Here is a 23,981-nt window from a genome sequence, read left to right as displayed (position 1 = left end):
TCACTCATCTGCGCTATGAGTTACCTTTTACTCTCATTTTTGCCTTACTCGGTCACTCATCTGCGCTATGAGTGACCTTTTACTCTCATTTTTGCCTTATTCGGTCATTCATCCGATTTATGAAGAACATTTTTCTGAGATTGTTTAATAATCCTGTCTTCTGAAAGCCTTTTGATTTAATGGAAATTAACATAGCAAATAACGCACTTGTTAATAGAGAGTTCATATCTCGACAATACAAAAAATAGCCTTACCATTTAATATGGTAAAGCTATCGCTGATTTTACTATTTTCATACGCCGTTTAATTTGCCAATTTAAGTGTCTATGAGGCAACTTTTTTTAAATATGCACCTCAAAACGGAATCTTTAAGAACCGTCCCAATGCTTCCTTTCTATTTACCGATCTACAGATTTCTCACTTAATAATTCTCTCAGTATCGTTTCAACTTCTGCCCCTATTTCTTCATTCTTTAATGCAAACTCTACTGTTGTGCGGATAAACCCAAGCTTATCACCAACATCATACCTTTTACCATCAAAGGCATATGCATATACATCCTGAATCTCATTTAACTGGTGGATCGCATCCGTCAGCTGGATTTCCCCACCTTGCCCGGTTTCTTGCTTATCAAGGAACTGGAAGATCTCCGGAGTTAAAATATAACGTCCGATAATCGCGAGGTTTGAAGGTGCAGTTCCTTGTTTTGGCTTTTCAACAAAGCCATTAACCTGATAACGATTACCCTCCATCGTTTTCGGATCGATAATTCCATAGCGATGTGTTTCTGTATCAGAAACATTTTGCACACCAATAACAGATGAACGTGTTTCATCATATTGTTCGATTAATTGCTTTAAACAAGGCTTCTCCGCTTCTACGATATCATCCCCTAATAATACTGCAAAAGGTTCATTGCCGATAAACTTCCTTGCGCACCATACAGCATGGCCAAGTCCCTTAGGTTCTTTCTGGCGTATGTAGTGTATTTCAACTTGGGAGGATGGTCTAATTTTTTCCAGCAACTCAAACTTTTCTTTTCGCACTAAATTCTCTTCCAATTCAAAATTAATATCAAAGTGGTCTTCAATCGCTCGTTTTCCTTTACCGGTTACAATAATGATATCTTCTATTCCAGATGCGATTGCCTCTTTCACGATGTACTCAATGGTAGGTCTATCAACGATTGGCAGCATTTCTTTCGGCATTGCCTTTGTTGCAGGCAGGAATCGTGTTCCTAACCCTGCAGCTGGGATAATTGCCTTCCTAATCTTTTGCATGTACACTCCTCCAATCTGTTAATGCTTAAGCTTACTTTCCTGTGGTCTAGCATTAATCGTTATTTCACTAATTAGAGATTGTATGACTTCTTTTGCTGACTGCATTGTATTGTTCTCTGTTTCATCAATAACTCTTTGCAACATATTTTGAAGTTTTTCCTTCTCACTCATCCGTTTCCCACCCTTGATTCTCTTAAAATACTATATCCTATTTTACAATATCATAAAATACAGTCAATTTTTGTCGATAACTGTCACTTTACAATAATATAACAATTGGAAGCATGGGGACGGTTCTTTTGCTTTCTAATAAAATAAAAATGGAAGCATGAATTCCGTCCCGATGCTTCCTCTGGAACCGACTGGGTGATTTATTCATACGATATTCTGTTAAAGGTATTTTAATTTTCTTGGGGGGGGACTTGAGTTGGCAGAGGGACATAAGAATCATTCTAATCACGTAAAACATAAAAAGAATCAACCAAATTTTCTTTTCATTATGGTTGATGAGGAACGCTATCCAATGGCATATGAAAATAAAGAACTAAAGGAATGGCGCAAGGAACATTTAAAGGCACATGAACTGTTACGTGAAAATAGTATGAGTTTTTTAAATCATTATGCTGGTAGTACCGCTTGTTCACCAAGTAGGGCTACACTTTTCACAGGGCAATATCCATCACTTCACGGCGTAACCCAAACAACAGGAGCTGCAAAGGGAGCTTTTGATTCGGATGCATTTTGGCTTGACCATAATACGGTTCCGACGCTTGGAGACTATTTCCGAACTGCTGGCTATCGTACGTACTGGAAAGGAAAATGGCATCTATCGGATGAGGATATTTTAATTCCAGGTACACATCAGCCATTATTAAGCTATGACAAATATACTGGTGTACCAAATCATAAGAATGAGCAGATCTACTCGCAAGCAAATCGCCTCGATCCCTATGGTTTTTCAGGCTGGATTGGCCCAGAACCACATGGCTCTGATCCAAGGAATTCGGGTTCATCTGCAAAATTCGGTGTAAATGGGCGGGATGCTGTTTACGCGGAAGAAGTGGTTACTTTATTAGAGGAACTCGAGGAAGACCATTCTAAGGAGAGTGATCCTTGGCTCATCGTCTCCTCTTTCATAAATCCTCACGATATTACATTGTTTGGGCTACTTACTCAATTATCACCTAATTTTGATTTTAAATTAGACCCAAGCGTTCCGGATATCCCACAAGCACCAACAGCCGGGGAGTCATTACAAACAAAACCAACAGCACAAGAAAGTTACCGCGACACATATCAAAAAGCCTTCCAGCCCACTTTTGATACACCATTTTTGAGGAAGCTTTATTATTCTCTTTTAAAAGAAGTTGATAATGAAGTGTTAAAAGTGTTTCAAGCATTGCAAAAATCTATTTTTTATGAAAATACAATTGTTGTTTACACTTCTGATCATGGAGATTTATTAGGAGCGCATGGAGGATTGTTTCAAAAATGGCATACGGCATATGAGGAGTCCATTCATGTTCCATTTCTTATCCACAGTCCAAAACTCTTCCCTAGTAAACAAAAAACAGCTATGTTAACAAGTCATATAGACGTTATTCCAACACTATTAGGACTTGCCGACATTCCTATCAAACAGGCTCAAAGCATTCTCCGGAAAGATCATTCGGAAGTACGCCCATTAGTTGGGAGAGATTTAACACCACTTTTGAGCGAAAAGAAGGAATTTCCCCGTGCAAATGAAGCCCTTTACTTTATGACAGATGATGAATTTTCAAGAGGGTTACATCAAGTGACACAAAAGGGTGAACCTTACGAGTCCGTTACACAGCCCAATCATCTAGAGACAGTGATTACGACATTAAAGACGGGCGAAAATCATACGGAGGAAAAATGGAAGCTATCTCGATACTTCGATAATCCTCATTTCTGGAGCAATCCTAATGTTGAGGACCAAGTTGCAATTACGGAAGGCAATCTATCTCTTTCAGAAGCAACGGAAATATCAATAAACAAAACGACTACAAAAACAAAACCTGTGCCAGATCAATATGAATTATACAATGTAACAAAAGACCCATTCGAGGAGATAAACTTAGCCCACCCTACATTTGCCACTCCAGAAACAAAGATAGTTCAACGTAAATTAATGGATATCCTCGAAAAACAATCAGCGAAAAAAAGATTGTCTCCAGGGCCTTAATAGGAAGCAGGGGGAAGGTTCTTAAGTTCCGCTATATCAAAAAATGGAAGCATGAATTCCGTCCCCATGCTTCCACCCTTGTCCCAATTTTTAGTTTTTCACAGGATGCTTATAGACATATTCAGGATAGTCAGTAATTATCCCATCCACACCAAGTTCAAATAAGTTATCAGCTTGTTCTTGTGCTCGTACCGTATAAGGGTAGATTTTCAACCCAGTAGTATGTACACGGTCAACAAGCTCATCTGTAACAATATTCATATTTGGATTGAAGAAATCTGCATATGTTGCGAATTGTGCTAGCTGTTCATCTGTAACATCTGCCCAAGTTAACCCAGCTAGAACGCCGTGAGGTATATTTGGTAAAAGTGCCTTTGATTTTTGTACAGATTCATGATTAAACGACTGGATAATAATTTTGTTGTTATTAGGTTTATGCAAATTACGTTGCATTAAAGCTTCAGCGACTTCTTCTTCAATACCCGGATACAGTGATGGTGATTTTAATTCTATTAATATCCCTATTTTTCCACGATATCTATCTAGTATTTCTTCAAAAGTAGGAATCTGTTCACCTGCAAATTCCTCACCGAACCAGCTTCCAGCATCCAATTGCTGAATTTCCTCAAGTGTGTAATCTCCAACCGATCCCGTACCATTTGTTGTGCGATTAACTGTTGTATCATGGATAGCTACTATTTTTCCATCTTGCGTCATTTGTACATCAATCTCAATATAATCAGCCTTCATTTCAACCGCTTTATCAAAGGCAGAAATTGTATTTTCCGGAGCATGCCCTGAAGCACCACGATGTGCAACATTAACCATTTGCTGCTGTTGTTGAATCGTCTGGGTTCCGTCACTGGATGCGAGTATTGGAGCTGTAAACATGGACATGAATAAAACCGCTGTCAGTGAAAAAATTGTGAATTTTCGTATCATAATCTTAATCTCTCCCTTTATCAGTATTATCTATCATTATAAAGGAAGTCTATTAAGCAACTGTTAATAGAACATAAAGAAATGTAAGGAAAAGTAATAGATTAGTAGTGAATCAAAAGACCCTGAAAAGGATGCATGGGGACGGTTCTCAAGTTCCGCCACATCAAAAATGGAAGCATGAATTCCGTCCCCATGCTTCCATACACAACTACTCAAACCGCAATGCCCGGCTTGGTTGCAATCTAGCGGCTTTAATTGCTGGATATATGCCGCAGATACAACCGATTAGGATGGACGAGCCGAGTGCGAGCTGGATGACCCATATTGGTAGAACGAGTGGGAAGATAGTAATTGCTCCATTCCACCATTGTACAAATCCGTAGCCAAGTAATAGACCGATGATGCCCCCTGCCAGGCATAGTAAAATCGTTTCAAATAAAAATTGCAATAAAATCTCAAGCGTCGATGCACCAAGCGCTTTGCGTATTCCAATCTCTCTGGTACGTTCCCGAACAGACATGACCATCACGTTCATGATGCCTGCGCCACTGATGACAAGTGCGGTTGCCGTGATTCCGATAAGCATGACTTGCAGGATTTTTGTTACCGTTTCAATAGCTCCAAGCATTTCCGTTTGCTTAACCGTACTGAAATCGGTCTCCGGATGATTCAATCCGACAGCTCCGTGCACCTCTTTTTCCACCTGATCAAGGTTTTCAATCGAATCCGCCTTGACATAGATGTTCGTTAAATTTTCTGTACTCGTCACATCGAGTGCGGTTTGTACTGGCATCAGGATGCTACTATTTGACGTCATGCCAAGGGTTGCTACCGATTCCAGCACTCCTACGACCGTAAAGGTATCGCCCTGGATGATAACTTCCTTTCCAACCAAACTTTCCTCTGCTGTTGGTGCCTCTTCAGCATTCACAGTATTGCCAGTAAACTTGTCCAAAAGCTTTTGCCACCACTTTTTCTCTGCCTCGACATTCGTTTCTGTCTCATCATCCATCAGATCTTGATTCTGGTTCTGATTCATTAATGAGGCGTGGATCCCACTCCCCAATACGACAACTCTATCCTTATTTGCTCCCTCATCATTTGTAAAAAAGCGCCCTTCTTCAAGGCTCGTATGTATAACTTCTTGGTAGGAATCACTCGTCCCAACAAGCATTCCCTCAACCGTCCGTGCCTCCCCAAACTGACTCTCATACTGAATTCTGCCTACTGTTTCAAGCAATGGGGTAACAGATTCAACGGATTTCAACTTCCCTATCTCTTCCGCATCCGTATTTGTCAATGTACTAGGCGAGCTGGAAACACCGCTCAGGAAATTATGTGCTCCCCCATCATCCTTTAAAACACGCCCAGGCATGACCATGATTTGTTCCGCACCAAGACTCCCCATTTGCTTCATCACCGTATCCTTCACCCCAAGAGCAATCGCGGAAAGTACAATCACAGCAAACACACCAATAATCACACCAAAGATAGATAAAATAACTCGAAATTTATTACCCCAAATCCCAAGTAAGGCCATTTTAAAGGCTTTGACTAGTTTCATATGTATGCTCCTTTAACAGCCCGCCTTTTAAATACATGATCCGCTCCGCTCGTTTCGCCACTTCCATATCATGTGTAATCAAAATAATTGTCACACCACGCTGATGCAAATGATCAAATAGTTTTAATATCGATTCCGTCGTTTTCTCATCCAGACTCCCTGTCGGCTCATCGGCCAAAAGCAGTGACGGTTCATTCACAATTGCACGCGCAATCGCAACACGCTGCTTCTGTCCACCTGAAAGCTGCTGTGGCTTTTGCCTGGACTTTCCCTCAAGCCCAACCATCATGAGTGCCTTCCTGACACGATCCCGCTTTTTCATAAAGCCTTTCCGATGATATTCCAGCGGTAGCATCACATTCTGATAGATTGATAGGTTAGGGATCAACTGATAATTTTGAAAAACAAATCCAATCTCCTTATTGCGCATCAATGTCAGCTTCCGATTACTCATCCGATGTATCTTCTTCCCCCGAAACAAATACTCCCCACAATCCGGCCGCTCCAACGTACCCAATATATTCATCAGGGTACTCTTACCCGTACCGGAAGAACCCATGATCGCCACATATTCTCCCGCATCAATCTGAAAATCAAGACCACCGAGAACCGATTCCCTTCCAGCAGCAGACTTATAGGATTTGTTGATATTTGATAATGTCATCATCTGAAATCCCCCATTTTCACAGCTATTCTGACAACTTATTCCTTCCCTTTATATTTAACATGAAACCTATTAAATGAAAATGGACGAAAAGAACCTTGTTATATTCATTACTTCCAGTTCACCCAAGGAACAAAGCGCAATCAATCAATATATTTACTCCCATCATTTTACAAATCTATAGGGATATATATCTAACTACAATTTGCTCGTATGTGAGTGGGCCGTTCTGTTTCAGAGTTTCTACATGGTTATATGTGTAGATTGCCTTTTCAAGAAAAAATGATGTGACTTCAAGCACGCAGATTTATCTCTAGTATACTCATATCATTTGAACGTAGATGTAATAATAAAGTTTTTTCGGTTTTTCCAGTCCAGTCTCTTATCCTCCCTGCTAATTACGATGATATCAGGAGGTAACTTTGCAATTGTAAAACCAGAGGACCTAACATCTGGAACCTCTGCCATTAATGGTAAAATCATTCGTTATACGTTTAAAACAAATTGTAGTTGTATTAGAAGGTGGTATTGTTTTAGATGAAACAGCAGATATAAAAGCACCGTTACAAAATTGGCTTAAACAAACTTTTCTACTCGGTTTGTTAAAATGTGAACTATGTATTTGTACTGGCGTCAAAACGTGATGAACTAGTATCAGAATATAGAGTTATATGACAGACGCAACATTAAAAGGAGCTAAAATTGTACTTGGTGCTGCACAAGTATTACAACATGCGTTTTCCATTTTCAGAACTTCTTAATAGGGGAAAAGTAGATGAAGTCGAAACTTCGACTTCATCTACTTTTTTATTCTGAACTATAATTTGAAACCAATAGTAATCGGCACCAGCATTCCCAACCCGACGAAATAATTTCAACGTAGCAGGAATCACCAATTAACCGTAGAGTGACTCGAATACCGGGACTAAAAAGTCTTCTGTCCAACTTTTAAATAGCACTTTCACCTCCATATCGCATTTCAATTTATCTAACTGACAATTCACGAGATTCGTCATCATTGTTGGCCCTTCTAGTAATTGCACGATAGCAAGTATATATGGTGCTTCTTTCGTATATGCAGGTAGAATAGGCCGCTGAATGATTGTATAAGTAAGCACCCTCGCTCTACCGCTCACTGGAATCCAATTTATTGGGCAAATTTATTTTTCGCTACAGGTTGCAATATGGTCACGTCATCCTGTACAAATGTAATTGCAATTGCTGCAATTACACCTGCAATCGAAAACACTAAGAAACTAACATATAATGGAAGTGAAGAATCAAGTAATAAACCACCAACTGCAGGTCCTGCTATGGCACCGAAACGTCCCATACCAAGCGCCCATCCTATACCAGTTGAACGCATATAAGCTGGGTAATATTTCGAAGCATATGCATTGTTAACCGCTTGCCCCCCAGTTGTACATGAACCAGCAACTGCTGCAAGTAGATAGAGTACGATTGCATTGAACGGTAAACCGAATAATGCTAAAGCAATTGCTCCAGTAATAAACATAATTATCAACACTTTTTTTGAACCACTTTTGTCTGCTAAGAGTCCACCACCTATTTGACCAAACATAGCTCCAAAATTAAGTGCTAACAAAAATGTTAAACTTAAATTTAGTGCATAACCTGATGCAACCATCAATTGCGGTAACCACGTTCCTAATCCATAAACCATGAGCAATAACATAAATGTCGATATCCAAAACGCCATCGTAGAACGAGCGCGTTTTTCTTTAAATAAATCTGCTATTGGCACCCCGCTTTTAGCTTCTTCTGCAACAAATACATCTTCTTCGGAAGGTTGATAGGAAGGGCTAATCTTCTGCAATACAGCTACAATTCGTTGTCGATCATTTCTCTTCATATAGTGGCCTAAAGAATCTGGTAACATTTTGATAATAAACGGAAGTGTAAGTAGCGGTAGTCCGCCTAAGAAAAACATCCATTGCCATCCGAAATTAGTAATAACAGTGGAACCAATTAGTGCAACGGTTATCCCCCCTATCGCAAAGCCTGTTGACGCAACTCCCACTAACATACTTCTAACTGATTTAGGTGCATACTCTGATGTTAAAGAAACTACAATTGGCATAACACCACCTAGGGCAATTCCAGCTGTAAAACGATAAACAGCAAAATCAACTGGACCGACTGCAAAGCCACAAAGTACGGTAAAAACACTAAACCCTGTTAAGCATATAATAATGGATTTTTTTCTACCCATTAGATCAGAGATGACACCAAATATTAAATTCCCAAGTAAACCACCTACTAGTGTTAAACTGCCAATCAACCCGGCAGTACTAGATGACATAGACCACTCTTCCATCAAACTCGGAATTACTGCTCCAAATACCATGAGATCATACCCATCCGCTAATAAGATAAATAATCCCCAGAAGACGATTAATAGATGGAAACGGTTTACTTTACTTTCATCAACCATTTTAACTACATTTACCTTTGGCATACAATTTCCTCCCGATGGATTTATAATAGAAATTGAAATTAAGTGCTTGATTTAAAATATAGGCAAATAAGTCCCCTCGTAAACTTGTATTAATTGATACTTCAATCGCTTCTATGCGTGCGATTCCTAACCAGGAGATTAGAAAAGCAGGACTATTTTGTAACATGACGGCACAACGGTCTCCTTTTTGTATGATACATTCCTTTTTACCTCCCTCTATCTCTTCACTTTATAATTTACTGGTTCACAATCCCACGTATCAATCGTAATACCTTCTTCACGAATTTATATTTTTCAACACGTTGGGAAGGTGTACGTGGTAACTCCTTGCACAATTCGAATATAACGTGGAATAGCGAAATGCGCTAAATATTCTTCACAATACAAAAGCAATTACTCATGTTCCAGCTGTTCATCTTGTTGTAGTACTAAAACTGCCATCACTTCTTCCTCGGATGATTCGGAAGGCACTCCCACGATTGCAGATTCTTGTACTTGATGATGGTGATTGATGACACTTTCTACTTCAAAAGAAGAAGTATTTTCTCCTTTACGACGGACAACATTTTTTTTCGGTCAGCGGAAATAAATAATCTTCTTCATCAATCCACCCTACATCTCCTATATGGAACCAAAGATCTCTCCACGCTTTTATCGTTGCTTCGGGGTTTTTATAATAATTACTGAACATAATCTTACTCTTCGAAGAGTGGACAAACGACGCAGATAACCCGGTGAAGAAAATATTCGGTGCACCAACACCACAAGGTTTGTTTGATTATTTTAAATTCGGATACAGTATTTTCATCATTAGCTTATACGTTAAACATCTCCTTTATAAATATTGACTTTCGATAATTCATAATATAAAGTAACTTTATAATTAAATCTAGCAATAATTGAAAGCGTATACAATATATAATATCTTTAAAATTGTTCAATATCATACAGTGAAGGTAACTATTGTTCATTTACTATGATAATAGTCTTTGTCTCTGAGGAGGGTTTATATGAAGAAATCTCAAGATAAACGTATTAAACGCTCGAAAGTGTTTTTTCATCATGCATTATTAATGTTGTTACAGAACAAAAAGTTCGCATCCATTTCCATATCTGAAATCGTACGTAGAGCAGAGGTAAATCGGGGAACTTTTTATTTTCATTACGAGCAAAAAGAAGATTTACTAGAAGAAATCGTGGAACAAACATTAGAGCAAATGGTTATAGCCTATCGAAAACCACATATATCCTACATGGAAATGAACATCACGGACATTTCTACAATTCCATTATTCGAGCATTTTATTGAGCATAAACTTTTTTATACAACGATGTTAAGTAGCAGTGTACCGATTCATTTACAAGATCGTATGTTAGAAATGATGGAGCTTCATTATCATCAAGATATCGACTTTGCCTTGCCTACCCTTTCTAAAGACTTGAATCATGAGTTATTCTGTTCCTATAGAGTCTACGGACTTATTGGTTTGATTATAAATTGGATTAAAAATGACTTTGACCACTCTGTCGAATTTATGGCAGAACAATTAGGTAAGATTGTTACAACCAATACAAAGAAAATATATATAAAACGCTAAACAGCACAAAAAATTTAATTGGAGCTATCATTAAACATATTTAATTGAATTCATAATCAATCCGCCACTATTCCTTAACATCATTCACTTCTTATAAAATTAAATTGGGGATAGTTTACCGTTTGCCCACCATGCCAAGTAATCCCAAATTATCATCACATGCCAAATATCCCTTCTTGTCGTATAATAGTCATATCCAACATAAGAATGGAGAATGAAAATTGTATAAATTAATTGCGATAGATATGGATGGGACTCTTTTAAATGACCATCATGAAGTACCAGAAGATGTGCAACACGCATTAGATGAGGCAAAAAGGCAAGGGATTAAAATTGTCCTCTGTTCCGGTCGCCCAATTGGTGGTATGCGGAGTTATATTAAAGCACTAAACTTAGAAGAAGAGGGCGACTTTGTCATCGCATATAATGGGGCATTTGTACAGGATACGCACACAAACGAAGTTGTAGCTGAATTATCACTTGGACATGAGGATTTAGTAAAGCTGTACGACCTTAGTATTGAATTGAAAACGCCAATGCATTTCTTTGATGTGGACGGGCTTTATACGCCGAATTCCGATATTAGTGAATTTACGGTGTTAGAATCATATATTAATAAAATTCCATTAAGTTATCGCCAGGTGAGTGATGTGCCTACAACTCTATCGATACCAAAAATCATGTTTATTGATGAGCCGACAAGCTTAAATCAAACCATTCAAGAACTACCGGAGTACCTAAATGAACAGTATACGATTGTTCGAAGTTCACCTTATTTTCTCGAATTTGTTCATCCTAGTGCAAGCAAAGGAAATGCAGTGAGGAAGCTTTCAGAACAACTTGGAATTAAGCAAGAGGAAGTAATGAGTATCGGTGATAATGGAAATGATTTATCCATGATCCAGTACGCAGGGTGTGGCGTGGCAATGGATAATGCCATTCCAGAAATCAAAGCAGCAGCCGATTTCCAAACCCGAAGCAATAATGATAGTGGAGTGGCGTATGCAATTGAAAAACTTGCGTTAGAGCCTTTACGAGTAAGTGCCAAATAGCACTGCATCAAAATTGTGATGTATTAAAATGATTTTTTTTAAAATAGAAGCTGCAGGAATCGACGCAATTAACTCATCGATTCCTGCAGCTTCTATTTATTTCGCTTTAGCTCTATCATGCAGTGGCGGACTCCTCTATTGGACTAGCGGTTATTCTTGGAACAAAGTAAAAAAGGAAGCATGAGAACCGTTCCCATGCTTCCTCTACTAGTTTATTCAAAAATTTTAATATCCTCTTCTCTTGCGCCTTTTACAAATTCTATTTTTTCTACATTTTCAGTGCCTCTTATTTCTGTAACTTTGTCGCCTTCAATAATTACTTTTGACATTTCCGTTCCTTTAAAATCAATAACTGTACCATCGTATTTGGTTTTAGGTTTAATGGTAACGCTAGTGTTCTCGAATCCATCACCATGAAATTCTGCGTATTCTCCAGTGAAGACAACGCCATTTTTGATGTTTGATTTTGCATCAACTGTAATGGAGACGCTCGGTTCATGAATCATTAACTTTCCAGTTTTATAGTTATTATATTCCAATGTTTCTTCTGGTACGATTGTTTCTGGTTCTTCCGGAGCTTCAGGCTCACTTGGAGTGTTGTTCACATTTGTGATAAATTCCATATCCATGAATACATCGGAGCTGCTTGGACGGTCTTGATGCACTTCGACAGCCAATACGTTTGTACCTTCAACTAAATGATCCAAATGAGATTCGTCCAACTCAAATCTTTCGTTATCCCCCTCGTTTGCTCCGGATGTTCCATATTGGTAAACATATCCGTCATATGGAATTTCTCCAGAATGAAGATTATATCTGCCGATTTCATGACCATTTAAATATAAGACTGCACTGTCATCAATTGCTGCAGTGATTAAGCCGATATCGCCGATTGTATCTAGATCCTCTACCTCAAATGTTGTTCGGAAATAGGATGTTGCATATTTGTTTCCTGCATCGCCGCCATAATCAATGACAGTAGCAATATCACCAAAGTCACCATGATCTTCACCTGCTGGGTAGCCTAGTGGCGCTATACCGCTTGCCCAGATACTATCATCAAAGTCAGATTCTCTCCATGCTGTACCTTGATCAGTGCCATTATCAAGATATTTCCACTCACTACCTCGATCAATTAACTTATGTTCACCATGTTCAACCAAATTGATTGTCACTTGGTTTGATTCAAAAATTTCTCCATTATGAACTACTTCTGCCCATACACGCACTTCGCCTGGTTCGGCACCTTCTAAAACAGTCACTGCCCCATTTGGTGAAATGGAAACTTGACCCTCTTTATCCGTTTTGTACGTAATATCTTCGTACGCTATATCATATGGACCATCCTGATCATTGATCCCATTTAGCGTTAAGTTCATTTCTGGATAAAAGCTGGAGGCTTCAGTAGGAATAACATTTCCTGTTACTTCCAGTTCTACTTCTTTAAGTCCTGGTAATTCAACTGGAATAGATTCATCTTTAATAATTTTATAAGAATCCACCTCTTCCATTGTATCCACTCGATACGTCTTAAATTCTATACTCGTTGGTGTTACATCAACATTCATAATGGTTGGTGTTCTTAATTGGGTTCTAACCGCGGCATATGGTTCGTGATCGGGTTTTAAATTATAATATTTACTTCCACTGGAAGAGTTTCCTGTTAAGTACACGGTACCATCAGGATTGATAACACCGCCATCCTCTCTTACCATTTGATTTTTCAATGGTTGAAGATTCTTCATTTGGTACGTTCTTACAAAAGAATGATCATGACCCATTAACACTGCGTCAACATCCAATTCATCGATTGTTGGAACAAGATCTTCTCTTAATTTAATGATGGAAGATTCCAGTGAATGACTTGCAGCACTATAGATAGAATGATGGAAAACTACAAATTTCCATTTTGCATCTGGATTAGCTGCATTTGTTTCCTCCATAAATTGGACATGTTCTGCTGCATTTTTATTATTTGAATTTAAGTTCATGATGAGTGTATCACCATATGTGAAATAATAATTCCCGCTAGAGTTGTTTGAATTACCAAGCTCCGGGTTTTGATTTGGTGTATTAAAATGGTATTCATAGTAAACCGAATGATCATGATTACCTACTGTTGTAGCCGTCGGATAACTTTTTAATAATTCTGGTGCAAACCAGCCTGCATACTCTTCCTCTGAGTTAGAATCATTAACTTGATCGCCTGCCGATTGAATGAAAGCTGTATTCGGAAACATGCCAATTGCCTTACTAACTGTATTTATCCAGCCAGTTGTATCGGCTTCCACTTCACCTGATCCAATTTGCGGGTCTCCCATGAATAGGAAATTATAGGAATCACTTTCTTGTGTTTTAAAGTTATAGGCCTCAGTCCATTTTCCATTTCCATTACCTAAACGATAAACATATTCGGATGAACTCTCAATATCATTAATTGTTGCTTCATTCGCTTGGAAACCTGAAGATGCTTCTGCTAGTGTTGCAGTTACAGTTTGCACATTTTCAGTTGGAAACTCTTCCATATTTTCATCTGTTACCTTCGCATATTCAATAACACCAGGTACATCTGTTTTTGGAGAATACCAAGAGAAATTGTATTGTGTTTCATTCGCTCCCGGAGCAAACGAAATAGCTGACGCTTGATAAACGGATGGGTCGATATAAATAGATTTGAACTCTAAATCAAAAAATACGTCAGAGCTGGATGGTCTGTCCTGATGTACTTCAGCTGCAAGTACATTGGTACCTTCGACTATGTATGTCATTTGCTCTTCCGTTAAGTTAAACGTTTTATCACTGCTTTCGTTGGCATCATCAAGGCCATAATCTTCCACATAGCCATTAAACGGAATAGCTTCATCTGCTGGAAGATTGTATCTACCAATTTCATGTCCATTCAGATATAAAATCGCACTATCATCAATACCGGCATTAATAACTCCTGCATTACCAATTTCATTTAAATCCTCTACTTCAAAAGTTGTTCGGAAATAGGATGTTGCATGTTTGTTTTGTGAGTCGCCACCATAATCAATAACAGTCGCAATATCACCAAAGCTGCCATGATCCTCATCATCAGGATAGCCTAGTGGAGCAACACCGTTTTTCCATTTTGTATCATCAAAATCAGCTTCCTTCCATGCTGAACCCTGATCAGATCCATCATCAAGGTAGTTCCATGTACTTCCACTATTTAATAAAACCTGTTCTGTTGTTCCATCTGCTGGCTCCTCTGCCGCTTTCACTGTACTTACAAATGGGCTTAAGTTTGATAAAATCATAAGTAGTACAAGTGCAAACACAAAGAAACGTTGCAATGTCTGATTCCGCTCCATTAAAAGATTCACGTACCAACACTCCATTTCATTTTTATTATTTCTTCGGCAAAATTCTCCCGAAGTCCCAACACTAGATTACTAGTCTATTGTTTCCTAATTGTTAATTTAGCGTAATCTTTCTGTAAATTGAGCAAAACGGGAGTATAGGCATCGGTCTTTAGATTGAGGATGGATGATTGTTGCATGCATTAAGGCCTAGGTAGTATGAGTAGCTCTGTTTTTTGGGGATTGGACTGTTTGGGGGTTGTGCTTGACCGGCTGGGAGGTGCAGCCGCCCGTCTGATTGCTGCCGGCGACCGTTTGAGCGCTGCTGTCGACCGTTTGAGCGCTGCTGGCGACCGTCTGAGTGCCGCCCTCGCCCGTTTGAGTGCTGCTGTCGACCGTCTGAGTGTTGCTGGCGCCCGACTTCCCCATACGCCTCTCCAGCCAAGCGATCCCCAGCCTCCATTTCTCCAATAAGTTTAAAAGAAAGTAATTAAGGATATACATAGAGTACAACACAAAAAAAGGAGTGAATTCATTATGGGATTTCTATGGAGTTTAATTATTGGTGGTATTCTAGGTTGGTTAGCTAGTCTAATCGTTGGAAAAGATGTACCAGGCGGAATTATTGGTAATATTATTGCAGGTTTTATTGGTGCTTGGATTGGTTCATCCCTATTAGGAAGCTGGGGACCGGAAATTGGAGACTTTTACATTATCCCAGCATTAATTGGGGCAATTGTATTAATCTTTATCGTAAGTCTGATTATGAAGGCTATGAGAAAAACAGCATAAATAAGTTTTACAGGAAGAGGTTGCAGTAATGCAACCTCTTTTGCTTATATTAGACTTCTCACAAAAGAAGCATGGGGACGGTTATTTTGCTTTCTCCACACCAAAAAAGGAAGCATGAGAACCGTTCCCATGCTTCCTTTATGTTTCTTCTTTCATTGCTTGGTGGATTCGTTTTTTCCATTGTAAAAATTCATCAGAAAGCAGGATGGCTTCATCTCTAGGACGTTCGAAAGAAATGGTGAATTCGCATTTTACGGTTGCTGGCCTTGATGATAAGAGAATAATTCGATCTGCTAAAAATAACGCCTCTTCGATATTATGTGTCACGAATAGGATGGAGCGTTTGTATTCTGCCCATATCGAGAGGAGCCACTTTTGCATGTCTAGTCTTGTAAATTCATCTAATGCCGAAAATGGTTCATCTAGTAAGATTAACGATTGTGGACTTAAAATACTGCGAATAAATGAAACTCTTTGCTGCATTCCACCCGAGAGTTCATGTGGATAGCTTTTTTCAAAGCCACCAAGTCCTGCTCGTTCAATCATTTGCAATGCTCGTTGTACATCACGCTTTCCTGCAATCTCTTGTCCAAGCAACACATTATCAAGTATTGTCCGCCATGGCATAAGCGATGGGGATTGCGGTGTATAGCTAATCGAACCACGTTTTCCAGTAATATTCTCGCCATTTAACATTACTTTCCCTGAGGAGGGTTGGCTGATTCCGCCGATAATTCGAAATAACGTGCTTTTCCCACTACCTGAAGGACCTAGAAGGGCAACAAACTCCCCCTCTTTGACGGAGAATGAGAGATCATTCAACACGTTATTTTCCCCGAATGATTTATAAACATGCCCAATCTCAAGCTGACTCATTTCCATTCCCCTCCTCCCGTTTCCATTTGATTACCCTTTTTTCTAAAGCAATGATTATCGCAAAAAACAGCAAGCTCGTTGCAATGATTAAGAAAATCGCGACAAACACGCGGTCCGTACGAAAGGCAGAGGATGCTAATGTCATATATACACCAATCCCTTTACCCGCGCCAAGCCATTCCGAGATCACGGCTCCCATGACGCTATATGTTGCAGAAATCTTTAAACCAGAGAAAAGGGATGGCAGTGCATGTGGCCATTCCAGCTTCCAGAAAATTTGTTGCTTGGACGCACCTGCCATTTGCATATAGTACAATAAATCACGATTCGTTTGCCTAAACCCGTCCAATAAGGCGACAGTAATCGGGAAAAAACAAACTAATGTAATGACGATAATTTTCGGAAGCATGCCAAACCCAAACCAGATAACGAGCAATGGTGCGAGTACGATTGTTGGAATGTTTTGCGAGATAATAAGCAATGGGTAAAATGCTTCCCTTAAGAAAGGAATGAGGTGCAAACCGATTGCAACAAGGATGCCAATACTACTGCCAATGATAAATCCAGTAATAATTAATTTTCCCGTCGATGCTAGATGCCCTGCATATACAGACCAGCCACTGATTGCCTCCGTAATAACTTGTGATGGTGCCGGAAGCAGCCATTTTGGTATATCAAAAATTTTTGTGCAAAACTCCCAAATGAAAAATAAAAGGATGAGGACCAAAACCGGTCGCCATCCTTTTTGAAATAATGTACGCATTAGCGATATTTCTCCGTTAATTCATCCATTGACGCGCCATCGGGTTTATAGAATACTTTAATTTGAGAAATAACACTTGGACAGCCTTTTTCCGTCATTTTCTCATTCATTTTCTCAATGATATTAAATAGGAAAGATAACTCGCCTTCCATCGTTGTTTCCAGAGGATTTACCTGATATTTCACACCAGATGCTTCAATGATTGCAATGGCATCATCGACAAATGGAATTGTATCTTCTCCATTTGCTGTTTTTGGGATAATTTGAATACTTACGAGTGCATTTGCCATTATTCTTCCTCCTCATTTTCTGGTAAAAATCCATTCGTAAATGCTTGTTCACTATCTAGCTCTGCTTCTAATAAACCATTATCATACATCCATGTTGCATAGTTTTCCCATACTTCCAGTTTTTGCTCGCCCCAACGGTCCGCATCATCTTGATATTTCGATGCTAACCATTCCTGACTAGCTTTTACTAATTCAGGATCTAAATCAGGAACTGCTGCAAGTAGAATGTCTGCTGCTTCTTCAGGATGATCGATTGCAAGCTGATAGCCTTTTGAGACAGCTTTTAAAAATTTCTCTATCGTTTCTGGATTCTCTTCTATCATTTTTTCATTCGTAGCAAGTACCGGTGTATAGTAATCCAGTTTCTCACTATAATCCGTTAAATAAACCATGTTAATCGGTTCCTCACGAAGTTCTGCTTCTATCCCTGTCCAGCCATAATATATCCAAGCAAAGTCGATACCCTGCTCCATTGCAGTGAAGAAGTCTGCATCACCAATATTGACGATCTCGACCTGCTCCACGTCAGCATCTTCCTGCTTCATAATCGAATCGAGAACCGCCTTCTCAACCGGTGCACCCCATCCACCGTACGATTTTCCCTCGAAATCTTTTGGCGTTGTAATATTTTTATCTTTTACAGATGCAAACCCAGAAGTATTATGCTGAATAACCGCTGCAATCGATACAATTGGAATATCCTGGATTCGTGCTTCTGTGATGGATTCCTGATAACTTACACCAAATTCCGCTTGTCCCGATGCCACTAACTGATCCGCACCAGCCTCACCAGGCATGATGATTTCCACATCAAGTCCCTCTTCTTCAAAATATCCTTTATCCGCTGCAACATATAAACCAGTATGATTCGTATTTGGTGTCCAGTCTAATACAACGGTTACTTCCTCTAATTCTTGCTGTCCATCTGTATCAACAGATGTCTCCCCATCATTATTCCCACAAGCTGTGAGCATGATGAGCAGAAAAATAATACCTATGATTTTTCTCACTGCGAAATTCCTCCTCGTATAAGTTTGATAGAGGCTGCTTTTATACTAATAGAATTTTAAAAATCAAATAGCGCCCTAGAAATGAATTCCAGGGCGCATACTATTATTTATGTATCGAGCATGTTCCCTACGCTGGTCTCTAGCCAGATCAGGTTCTAAGAGTCAGTATCTAAACGGATACAATCTCAACCAGCAACACTGGTCCCCCTACAACTTATATTCTATTTTTAATTACAGTAATACTATGGCATAAAAAGCCGATAACTTCAAGTAAAAAACAAGCAAACAGCCCCGTCTGTATAGGACAGAACTATTTCCTCTAAAAAGCATTCTGCAAAATTCAAAGTTCATTCCCCGATTAAAATAGCACAATCCAGTAAAAGAATTCGACACTTATCGACATAAACCAGGGAGTGACAGTCACCTATGAACGATGGCATGCATTGCATTTCTTTCGTTCAAAATTAGGGTAACTATAGTAGAAAAATTGCTGTGCTTCTTCCGTGGAATCAATTGCGAACCAGCCACCGTCACGTAATTCACGTTCGATTCCTTTATAACTACTTTCCTTCTTTACTATATATTTGCAATTTGCTTGATGTATTTTTATTGACTTTGTTTGTTTATCTATGTTGATCCAGAACAAAAAATCACTCACTTTTTATAGTATGTGTACTAATTATAATATAACATACTAGGAAAATATATTTATTTCTGCTTTACTATTTAGGTAAAAGGAATTTCTATCTCTCTTAGGAATAAAGAAATTACAGCCAACCACTTATTCCATAAAAACGACAAGTATTTTCATAGATTGTCTGATACGTATCACCCAATTCTAAATTCTTCAATTGTGCTATTTTCGCAATCGATTGGTGCATCATTTTCGGATGTGTCATTTTCCCTTTAAAATCTCCTTCAAATGGCCATGGTCCATCCGTTTCGACCATCATCTGTTCAATTGGATATGATTTTACAAGTGCCTGAATTTCCTGCTCATATAAAACATCAGGAGTTACAGAAATATAGTAGTTATTTTGCTTCATTCGTTCAATCGTCCGCTGATCCCCTTTGAACCAATGAAAATGTGCCTTTGTTACCGTGTATTTTTCCAACAAATCACAAACAATTGGTGCATCGTCATAAACGGCGTGAAGAATAATCGGCTTGTTCAGTTTCACTGTCTGTTGCACAAATATTTCTAGTAATTCAATATAGGGCTCAATTTGCATCTCTGGATGACTCTCTCGTAAATAATATGGTAGCCCAACTTCCCCAATAGCAATCATATAATGCTGATTGTCTTGGATAAATTGCAGCAATTGTGCAACTTCACTATCCGTTGGCAATGGCTGTTCTGGATGAAAACCGAATGTAGGTCGGATGCGTGGATCGTTTTTCGCTAATGCTAGATTCTTTTTTGCTGACTGCAGATGATTGGATACGGAAATAACCTTCTTTATATGATTGGGATTCAGCTCAAGCAATAGTTCTCTAAGATCCGCTTCCTCGTACATATCAAGATGAATATGTGAATCAATAAGTTGCCTATTCATTCAAATCACTCCATTCCTCGTAAATTAACTTCTAATAATTTTTTGGTATCAAATTCAGTATAATTTGTTACCTGATCAATACGCTAGATTTCCTCTACTTTTATATCAGCAAAACAAGAGGGAATTTAGGCATTGTATAATCCTTTACTAATAATTACAAAATTCATCAAAATCTACGAAAATATCTTCTCTTTTCCTTATTCATACTATATAATTGTTAGAATTACATATTAAAGGCATTTTTTTAATTATTCTAACTGTTAATAAACTGAAAAAGGAGGAGAAAAAATTGAAAATGATTAATCCCATGAACGTGATTGACTCGAGCCGCATTCAATCCTTTCATGTTTGGCTTGTAATCTGGTTGTTTCTTATTATTATGTTTGATGGATATGACGTTGTCGTTTATGGTGCAATTATCCCTTCCCTTACAGCCGAATGGGGAATTTCAGGGTTGACTGCAGGGGCAATTGGGAGTTATACAGTACTCGGAACGGCGGTTGGTGGCTTTTTATTTGGTATGTTAGCGGATAAAGTTGGTCGGAAAAAGATTATTGTATTCACCGTTATCCTATTTAGCGTCTTTTCGACTTTATCCGGTTTTGCCACAGGGCCGATTATGTTCACCATTTTTCGTGTCTTAGCAGGCTTAGGGTTAGGTGGGGTGATGCCAAATGTTATCGCACTCGCAACAGAGTATGCACCAAAGCATATCCGTACGACACTCGTTTCCTTCATATTTTGCGGTTATTCTATTGGAGCTATTCTAGCATCCCTTACAAGCAGGTCGCTTCTTCCGGAAGTAGGCTGGGAGCCTGTTTTATGGCTAGGTGGAATTCCATTATTATTTATTCCGTTTATCATTAAAGATATCCCAGAATCCGTCGATTTTCTCCTTCGAAAAGGAAAAGACGCGGAAGCAAGAGCTGTACTTTCAAAAATAGATTCGACATTAACAGGCGATTTCAAGCTTGTTACACCTGCCCTTAAAAAGGAAGGTATTGCTATTTTCAAGCTATTTGAGGATAAGCGCGCTTTTAGTACATTAATGTTCTGGCTTTCGTGTTTCAGTGCATTTGTTTTAATTTATTCGATGAATACATGGCTTCCAAGCCTTATGATGGAAGCGGGATATGATTTAAGCTCAAGTCTTATGTTTACAGCTGTCATGCAAGTAGGTGCTATTCTTGGGACAGTCATCTTTGGTCCATTAGTTGATCGGCTTGGCTTTAAAAAAGTGCTCGTTCCGTTATTCTTTGGTGGAGCAATTTCCCTATCATTTATCGGTCTTACAACCAGTATGTTTATTGCCTTTGTACTGATTGCAATCATTGGCGCTGCATCGGTTGGCGTCCAGAATTTATTTAATGCAGTAGTTTCGCAATACTATCCTGCCGAAATGCGGGCAACAGCAATTGGAAGCACCATGGCTGTAGGTCGTATCGGCGGAATTGTAGCACCGACATTTATCGGCGTTCTACTTTCGATGGGACTACAGCCACAATTTAACTTTACAGCAATCGCAAGTGCCGCAGTACTCGGCGCCTTCGCACTGCTTTTCGTTCAAGTAAAACATGGCGAAACGAAGAAAGCAACGGAGCATGAAAGTTCAGAGAATATCGCTTAAATTTCTAAGAGCGTTCACTTATATATAGAAAGGACCGAAATATGACGATGAATCTATCACATTTATTTACAGCAAAAATAGAAGTAGATTCCCCGATTGAAATAGGAGAATATGGAAAAGGAAAAAGAAGAGTGATTCCAATCACGGGCGGATCATTCGAAGGTCCAGAAATAAAAGGAACCATCCTTCAAGAAGGGGCGGATTATCAACTGATCCAAAGTGACGGCGTAACAGAAGTCGTCGCCCACTATACAATTGAAACAGATGATGGCGTACCAATTTATATTGTAAATGAGGGCTTCAGGCACGGCCCGAAAGACATTATTGATAAGTTAATTCGCGGGGAAGCAGTACCGGATGGCTCGTATTACTGTGAATGACCCCACCTTATCATTCTTTCCGAATGCTTGAAGATGGAGCTTCCTGTTTCACAGACCACTGCATCGAAGGGATTTCCTAAGATGGCTGACATTGTCTCCACAGGCTTTGATTATACTGTTCGGACACAACCTTGCCCTACAGTTTTTATGGATTAATCCATCACTAACATTTGATCTAACTGTTCTAGTCCTTTACGTAAAATATTTAGGCTCGCATTATAATCACGATCCAGGATGGTTCCACAGCTTTTACAAACATGCGTGCGAATGGATAAGGATTTTTTCACACGTGTACCACATTCTGAACAATCTTGAGTCGTAAATTCTGGATTGACTTTTATAAGTAATCCACCATTCCTTTCACATTTGTAAGATAGCATATTGCGAAACATTCCCCAGCCTGCATCCGAAATGGACTTAGCTAAACGTTTGTTTTTTACCATATTTCGAATGTTTAAGTTTTCTACTGCAATAACGGAATAGTATTTCGTTAGATTGTAGCTCCATTTATGTAAGGTATCCCTTCGTTGGTTAGCTACTTTTTCATGAAGCTTACGGATTTTGATGACTTGTTTCTTATAATTGGCTGAGCCTCGCTTTTGTTGGGAAAGCTTCTTTTGTGCTCGTTTCAACTTCTTTTCTGTTTGACGAAGAAATCTTGGGTTCTCAAAGCTTTTACCATCGGATAAAACGGCATATTTATCCAACCCAACGTCAATTCCAACTACAAGGTCTCTGTTGATTGGTGCTGGATATACTTGCCTCTCGACACTAAAAATAGCATACCAGCGTGTTCCTTGTCGTTTTATAATGAGTTGTTTGATCGTTCCGTCTATCGGACGATGTAAATGAATGGGTAGTTGACCTAGTTTTGAAAGTTGTAGATTTCCATTAGTGGCAAAAGAGGCTGCTCAAGCGTGATGTGAGTTTGGTTTGAAGCCAAATTGTGGGAAAGTCATGCTGTTGTATTCTTTGTATTTCTTTAACTTTGGGTAGTTTGCTTGTTTTCGAAAAAAATTTACAAAGGCTTTATCTAATCGAATGAATACTTCTTGCAATGGTTGAGAAGGTATTTTTTTTAGAAAAGGTATTTTACTTTTATCTAACTTTAATTGTTTTTGCATGGCAAAGCGTGTGTATGATTCTTTGGATTGCTTATATTTTCGTTGTTTATCCAGAAGTGCAGAATTATAGGCTTGACGACAATAAGAAATCCAGCGCTCCAGTTGTTCTTTTTGTTCGTCTGAAGGATAAATTTCGTATTTATGATTCAGTAACATGATTGCACCTCCTAAGCCGATTATAGAACAAATGTTTGTTTTTTGCAAGTGTTTTTGCTATCGCAAACCGAAATTCATCTCCCACCTACTCATTGGGCTATCGCCTTCACATTCCTTGAGGAGGGAGACTTCTTTCGGAGTACCGTTAAAACTACCCCTACATTTGAGACGAGTAGTGAGAAATATGGTTTTCTTAATCGGATGATTGTTGTTGGGGAGGGAATTAGGAGACCGTCGAATGTGGAGATGGTGTTTTATTTGGTTGAGTAAGGAGAATGTTGAAACCGAGGAGTGCC

The 23,981-nt window shown here is 38.9% G+C and carries 23 protein-coding genes, 2 pseudogenes and 1 riboswitch; of the genes and pseudogenes, 8 read left to right on the top strand and 17 right to left on the bottom strand.

Translation table 11 applies throughout. The features are described 5' to 3' along the window. Positions 1-398: 398 nt before the first annotated feature. Together galU and BV906_RS19370 are read right to left on the bottom strand one after the other, a co-directional pair. Positions 399-1,280 carry a UTP--glucose-1-phosphate uridylyltransferase GalU gene (gene galU, locus BV906_RS04295; RefSeq protein ID WP_087972222.1) on the bottom strand — a complete coding sequence of 294 codons (882 nt, stop codon included), beginning with the start codon at positions 1,278-1,280 and terminating at the stop codon, positions 399-401. Positions 1,281-1,298: 18 nt separating this feature from the next. Then, positions 1,299-1,451 carry a hypothetical protein gene (locus BV906_RS19370; RefSeq protein WP_176330267.1) on the bottom strand — a complete coding sequence of 51 codons (153 nt, stop codon included), beginning with the start codon at positions 1,449-1,451 and terminating at the stop codon, positions 1,299-1,301. Between the two features lie 256 nt (positions 1,452-1,707). Between BV906_RS19370 and BV906_RS04290 the strand changes: the two genes are divergently transcribed. Further along, complete coding sequence (locus BV906_RS04290) at positions 1,708-3,486, top strand: sulfatase family protein (RefSeq protein ID WP_281254114.1); 1,779 nt, start codon at positions 1,708-1,710, stop codon at positions 3,484-3,486. A 90-nt stretch (positions 3,487-3,576) separates the two neighbouring features. Here the strand turns inward: BV906_RS04290 and BV906_RS04285 are convergent, their stop codons facing one another. The 7 genes and pseudogenes from BV906_RS04285 to BV906_RS20210 all read right to left on the bottom strand — a co-directional run. Continuing rightward, complete coding sequence (locus BV906_RS04285; protein WP_087972221.1) at positions 3,577-4,428, bottom strand: glycerophosphodiester phosphodiesterase; 852 nt, start codon at positions 4,426-4,428, stop codon at positions 3,577-3,579. A 208-nt stretch (positions 4,429-4,636) separates the two neighbouring features. Continuing rightward, complete coding sequence (locus BV906_RS04280) at positions 4,637-5,992, bottom strand: ABC transporter permease (protein ID WP_087972220.1); 1,356 nt, start codon at positions 5,990-5,992, stop codon at positions 4,637-4,639. Beyond that, the gene (locus BV906_RS04275; RefSeq protein ID WP_087972219.1) at positions 5,970-6,659 is read right to left on the bottom strand and encodes an ABC transporter ATP-binding protein; all 690 of its coding nucleotides are present in this window, start codon (positions 6,657-6,659) and stop codon (positions 5,970-5,972) included. The genes BV906_RS04280 and BV906_RS04275 overlap by 23 nt, the downstream gene beginning before the upstream one ends. 893 nt (positions 6,660-7,552) lie before the next feature. Next, the gene (locus BV906_RS04270) at positions 7,553-7,792 is read right to left on the bottom strand and encodes a Zn-ribbon domain-containing OB-fold protein (RefSeq protein ID WP_176330266.1); all 240 of its coding nucleotides are present in this window, start codon (positions 7,790-7,792) and stop codon (positions 7,553-7,555) included. Between the two features lie 11 nt (positions 7,793-7,803). Continuing rightward, positions 7,804-9,135, bottom strand: coding sequence for an MFS transporter (locus BV906_RS04265; protein ID WP_087972217.1), 1,332 nt, complete (start codon positions 9,133-9,135; stop codon positions 7,804-7,806). Further along, a complete protein-coding gene (locus BV906_RS20215; RefSeq protein ID WP_425435179.1) occupies positions 9,113-9,328 on the bottom strand; it encodes an AMP-binding protein in 216 nt (71 codons plus the stop codon). Before BV906_RS20215 ends, BV906_RS04265 begins: the two co-directional genes overlap by 23 nt. Positions 9,329-9,528: 200 nt before the next feature. Further along, positions 9,529-9,651: pseudogene (locus BV906_RS20210) on the bottom strand (AMP-binding enzyme); the annotation flags it as partial. Positions 9,652-10,145: 494 nt separating this feature from the next. Between BV906_RS20210 and BV906_RS04250 the strand changes: the two are divergent. The 3 genes from BV906_RS04250 to BV906_RS19365 all read left to right on the top strand — a co-directional run bounded on the left by BV906_RS04250 (position 10,146) and on the right by BV906_RS19365 (position 11,969). Continuing rightward, the gene (locus BV906_RS04250; RefSeq protein WP_087972214.1) at positions 10,146-10,733 is read left to right on the top strand and encodes a TetR/AcrR family transcriptional regulator; all 588 of its coding nucleotides are present in this window, start codon (positions 10,146-10,148) and stop codon (positions 10,731-10,733) included. A 221-nt stretch (positions 10,734-10,954) separates the two neighbouring features. Next, entirely contained in the window at positions 10,955-11,785 is an 831-nt protein-coding gene (yidA, locus tag BV906_RS04245) for a sugar-phosphatase (RefSeq protein WP_087972213.1), read from the top strand. Between the two features lie 28 nt (positions 11,786-11,813). After that, positions 11,814-11,969 (top strand): hypothetical protein, encoded by a 156-nt coding sequence (locus BV906_RS19365; protein WP_176330265.1) that lies wholly within the window; start codon positions 11,814-11,816, stop codon positions 11,967-11,969. A gap of 28 nt (positions 11,970-11,997) precedes the next feature. Here BV906_RS19365 and BV906_RS04240 read toward each other — a convergent pair whose 3' ends face one another. After that, on the bottom strand, positions 11,998-15,150 hold the full coding sequence (locus BV906_RS04240) for a purple acid phosphatase family protein (RefSeq protein WP_087972212.1): 3,153 nt from the start codon (positions 15,148-15,150) through the stop codon (positions 11,998-12,000). 498 nt (positions 15,151-15,648) lie between these two features. Here BV906_RS04240 and BV906_RS04230 point away from each other — a divergent pair, with 498 nt between their 5' ends. After that, positions 15,649-15,903 (top strand): GlsB/YeaQ/YmgE family stress response membrane protein, encoded by a 255-nt coding sequence (locus BV906_RS04230; protein WP_087972210.1) that lies wholly within the window; start codon positions 15,649-15,651, stop codon positions 15,901-15,903. A 138-nt stretch (positions 15,904-16,041) separates the two neighbouring features. On the opposite strand, the gene BV906_RS04225 is transcribed toward BV906_RS04230, so the two are convergent. From BV906_RS04225 to BV906_RS04205, 6 genes are all read right to left on the bottom strand, one after another. Next, the gene (locus tag BV906_RS04225; protein WP_087972209.1) at positions 16,042-16,779 is read right to left on the bottom strand and encodes an ABC transporter ATP-binding protein; all 738 of its coding nucleotides are present in this window, start codon (positions 16,777-16,779) and stop codon (positions 16,042-16,044) included. Beyond that, on the bottom strand, positions 16,766-17,542 hold the full coding sequence (locus BV906_RS04220; protein WP_087972208.1) for an ABC transporter permease: 777 nt from the start codon (positions 17,540-17,542) through the stop codon (positions 16,766-16,768). The genes BV906_RS04225 and BV906_RS04220 overlap by 14 nt, the downstream gene beginning before the upstream one ends. Beyond that, positions 17,542-17,832 carry a thiamine-binding protein gene (locus tag BV906_RS04215; protein ID WP_087972207.1) on the bottom strand — a complete coding sequence of 97 codons (291 nt, stop codon included), beginning with the start codon at positions 17,830-17,832 and terminating at the stop codon, positions 17,542-17,544. Before BV906_RS04215 ends, BV906_RS04220 begins: the two co-directional genes overlap by 1 nt. Then, positions 17,832-18,842, bottom strand: a complete 1,011-nt coding sequence (locus BV906_RS04210; protein ID WP_087972206.1) for an ABC transporter substrate-binding protein — start codon at positions 18,840-18,842, stop codon at positions 17,832-17,834. Before BV906_RS04210 ends, BV906_RS04215 begins: the two co-directional genes overlap by 1 nt. Positions 18,843-18,949: 107 nt before the next feature. Next, positions 18,950-19,061: riboswitch (TPP riboswitch) on the bottom strand. Between the two features lie 205 nt (positions 19,062-19,266). After that, the gene (locus tag BV906_RS19110) at positions 19,267-19,500 is read right to left on the bottom strand and encodes a hypothetical protein (RefSeq protein ID WP_140321956.1); all 234 of its coding nucleotides are present in this window, start codon (positions 19,498-19,500) and stop codon (positions 19,267-19,269) included. Between the two features lie 109 nt (positions 19,501-19,609). Next, positions 19,610-20,398 carry a TatD family hydrolase gene (locus BV906_RS04205; RefSeq protein ID WP_087972205.1) on the bottom strand — a complete coding sequence of 263 codons (789 nt, stop codon included), beginning with the start codon at positions 20,396-20,398 and terminating at the stop codon, positions 19,610-19,612. Between the two features lie 289 nt (positions 20,399-20,687). Here BV906_RS04205 and BV906_RS04200 point away from each other — a divergent pair, with 289 nt between their 5' ends. After that, complete coding sequence (locus BV906_RS04200) at positions 20,688-22,025, top strand: MFS transporter (RefSeq protein WP_087972204.1); 1,338 nt, start codon at positions 20,688-20,690, stop codon at positions 22,023-22,025. Between the two features lie 47 nt (positions 22,026-22,072). Then, positions 22,073-22,405, top strand: coding sequence for a DUF3237 family protein (locus BV906_RS04195; protein WP_245843882.1), 333 nt, complete (start codon positions 22,073-22,075; stop codon positions 22,403-22,405). 152 nt (positions 22,406-22,557) lie between these two features. Here BV906_RS04195 and BV906_RS19745 read toward each other — a convergent pair. Next, a pseudogene (locus BV906_RS19745) lies at positions 22,558-23,685 on the bottom strand (RNA-guided endonuclease InsQ/TnpB family protein). Between the two features lie 48 nt (positions 23,686-23,733). Between BV906_RS19745 and BV906_RS20010 the strand changes: the two are divergent. Then, positions 23,734-23,955, top strand: coding sequence for a DUF3237 family protein (locus tag BV906_RS20010; protein ID WP_281254113.1), 222 nt, complete (start codon positions 23,734-23,736; stop codon positions 23,953-23,955). Positions 23,956-23,981 lie beyond the last annotated feature (26 nt).

The sequence above is a fragment of the Oceanobacillus rekensis genome (assembly GCF_002153375.1).
Taxonomy (GTDB): domain Bacteria; phylum Bacillota; class Bacilli; order Bacillales; family Amphibacillaceae; genus Oceanobacillus; species Oceanobacillus rekensis.
This window is presented reverse-complemented; position numbering and strand designations above follow the sequence as displayed.

What these genes read in the sequence shown, in the direction of transcription:
- BV906_RS04230 (WP_087972210.1), top strand. Translation starts at nt 15,649, where the DNA reads ATGGGATTTCTATGGAGTTTAATTATTGGTGGTATTCTAGGTTGGTTA.
- BV906_RS04275 (WP_087972219.1), bottom strand. Translation starts at nt 6,659, where the DNA reads ATGATGACATTATCAAATATCAACAAATCCTATAAGTCTGCTGCTGGA.
- BV906_RS04215 (WP_087972207.1), bottom strand. Translation starts at nt 17,832, where the DNA reads ATGGCAAATGCACTCGTAAGTATTCAAATTATCCCAAAAACAGCAAAT.
- BV906_RS04225 (WP_087972209.1), bottom strand. Translation starts at nt 16,779, where the DNA reads ATGAGTCAGCTTGAGATTGGGCATGTTTATAAATCATTCGGGGAAAAT.
- BV906_RS04205 (WP_087972205.1), bottom strand. Translation starts at nt 20,398, where the DNA reads ATGAATAGGCAACTTATTGATTCACATATTCATCTTGATATGTACGAG.
- galU (WP_087972222.1), bottom strand. Translation starts at nt 1,280, where the DNA reads ATGCAAAAGATTAGGAAGGCAATTATCCCAGCTGCAGGGTTAGGAACA.
- BV906_RS19370 (WP_176330267.1), bottom strand. Translation starts at nt 1,451, where the DNA reads ATGAGTGAGAAGGAAAAACTTCAAAATATGTTGCAAAGAGTTATTGAT.
- BV906_RS04280 (WP_087972220.1), bottom strand. Translation starts at nt 5,992, where the DNA reads ATGAAACTAGTCAAAGCCTTTAAAATGGCCTTACTTGGGATTTGGGGT.
- BV906_RS04285 (WP_087972221.1), bottom strand. Translation starts at nt 4,428, where the DNA reads ATGATACGAAAATTCACAATTTTTTCACTGACAGCGGTTTTATTCATG.
- BV906_RS19365 (WP_176330265.1), top strand. Translation starts at nt 11,814, where the DNA reads ATGATTTTTTTTAAAATAGAAGCTGCAGGAATCGACGCAATTAACTCA.
- BV906_RS04195 (WP_245843882.1), top strand. Translation starts at nt 22,073, where the DNA reads ATGAATCTATCACATTTATTTACAGCAAAAATAGAAGTAGATTCCCCG.
- BV906_RS04250 (WP_087972214.1), top strand. Translation starts at nt 10,146, where the DNA reads ATGAAGAAATCTCAAGATAAACGTATTAAACGCTCGAAAGTGTTTTTT.
- BV906_RS04220 (WP_087972208.1), bottom strand. Translation starts at nt 17,542, where the DNA reads ATGCGTACATTATTTCAAAAAGGATGGCGACCGGTTTTGGTCCTCATC.
- BV906_RS04265 (WP_087972217.1), bottom strand. Translation starts at nt 9,135, where the DNA reads ATGCCAAAGGTAAATGTAGTTAAAATGGTTGATGAAAGTAAAGTAAAC.
- BV906_RS04240 (WP_087972212.1), bottom strand. Translation starts at nt 15,150, where the DNA reads ATGGAGTGTTGGTACGTGAATCTTTTAATGGAGCGGAATCAGACATTG.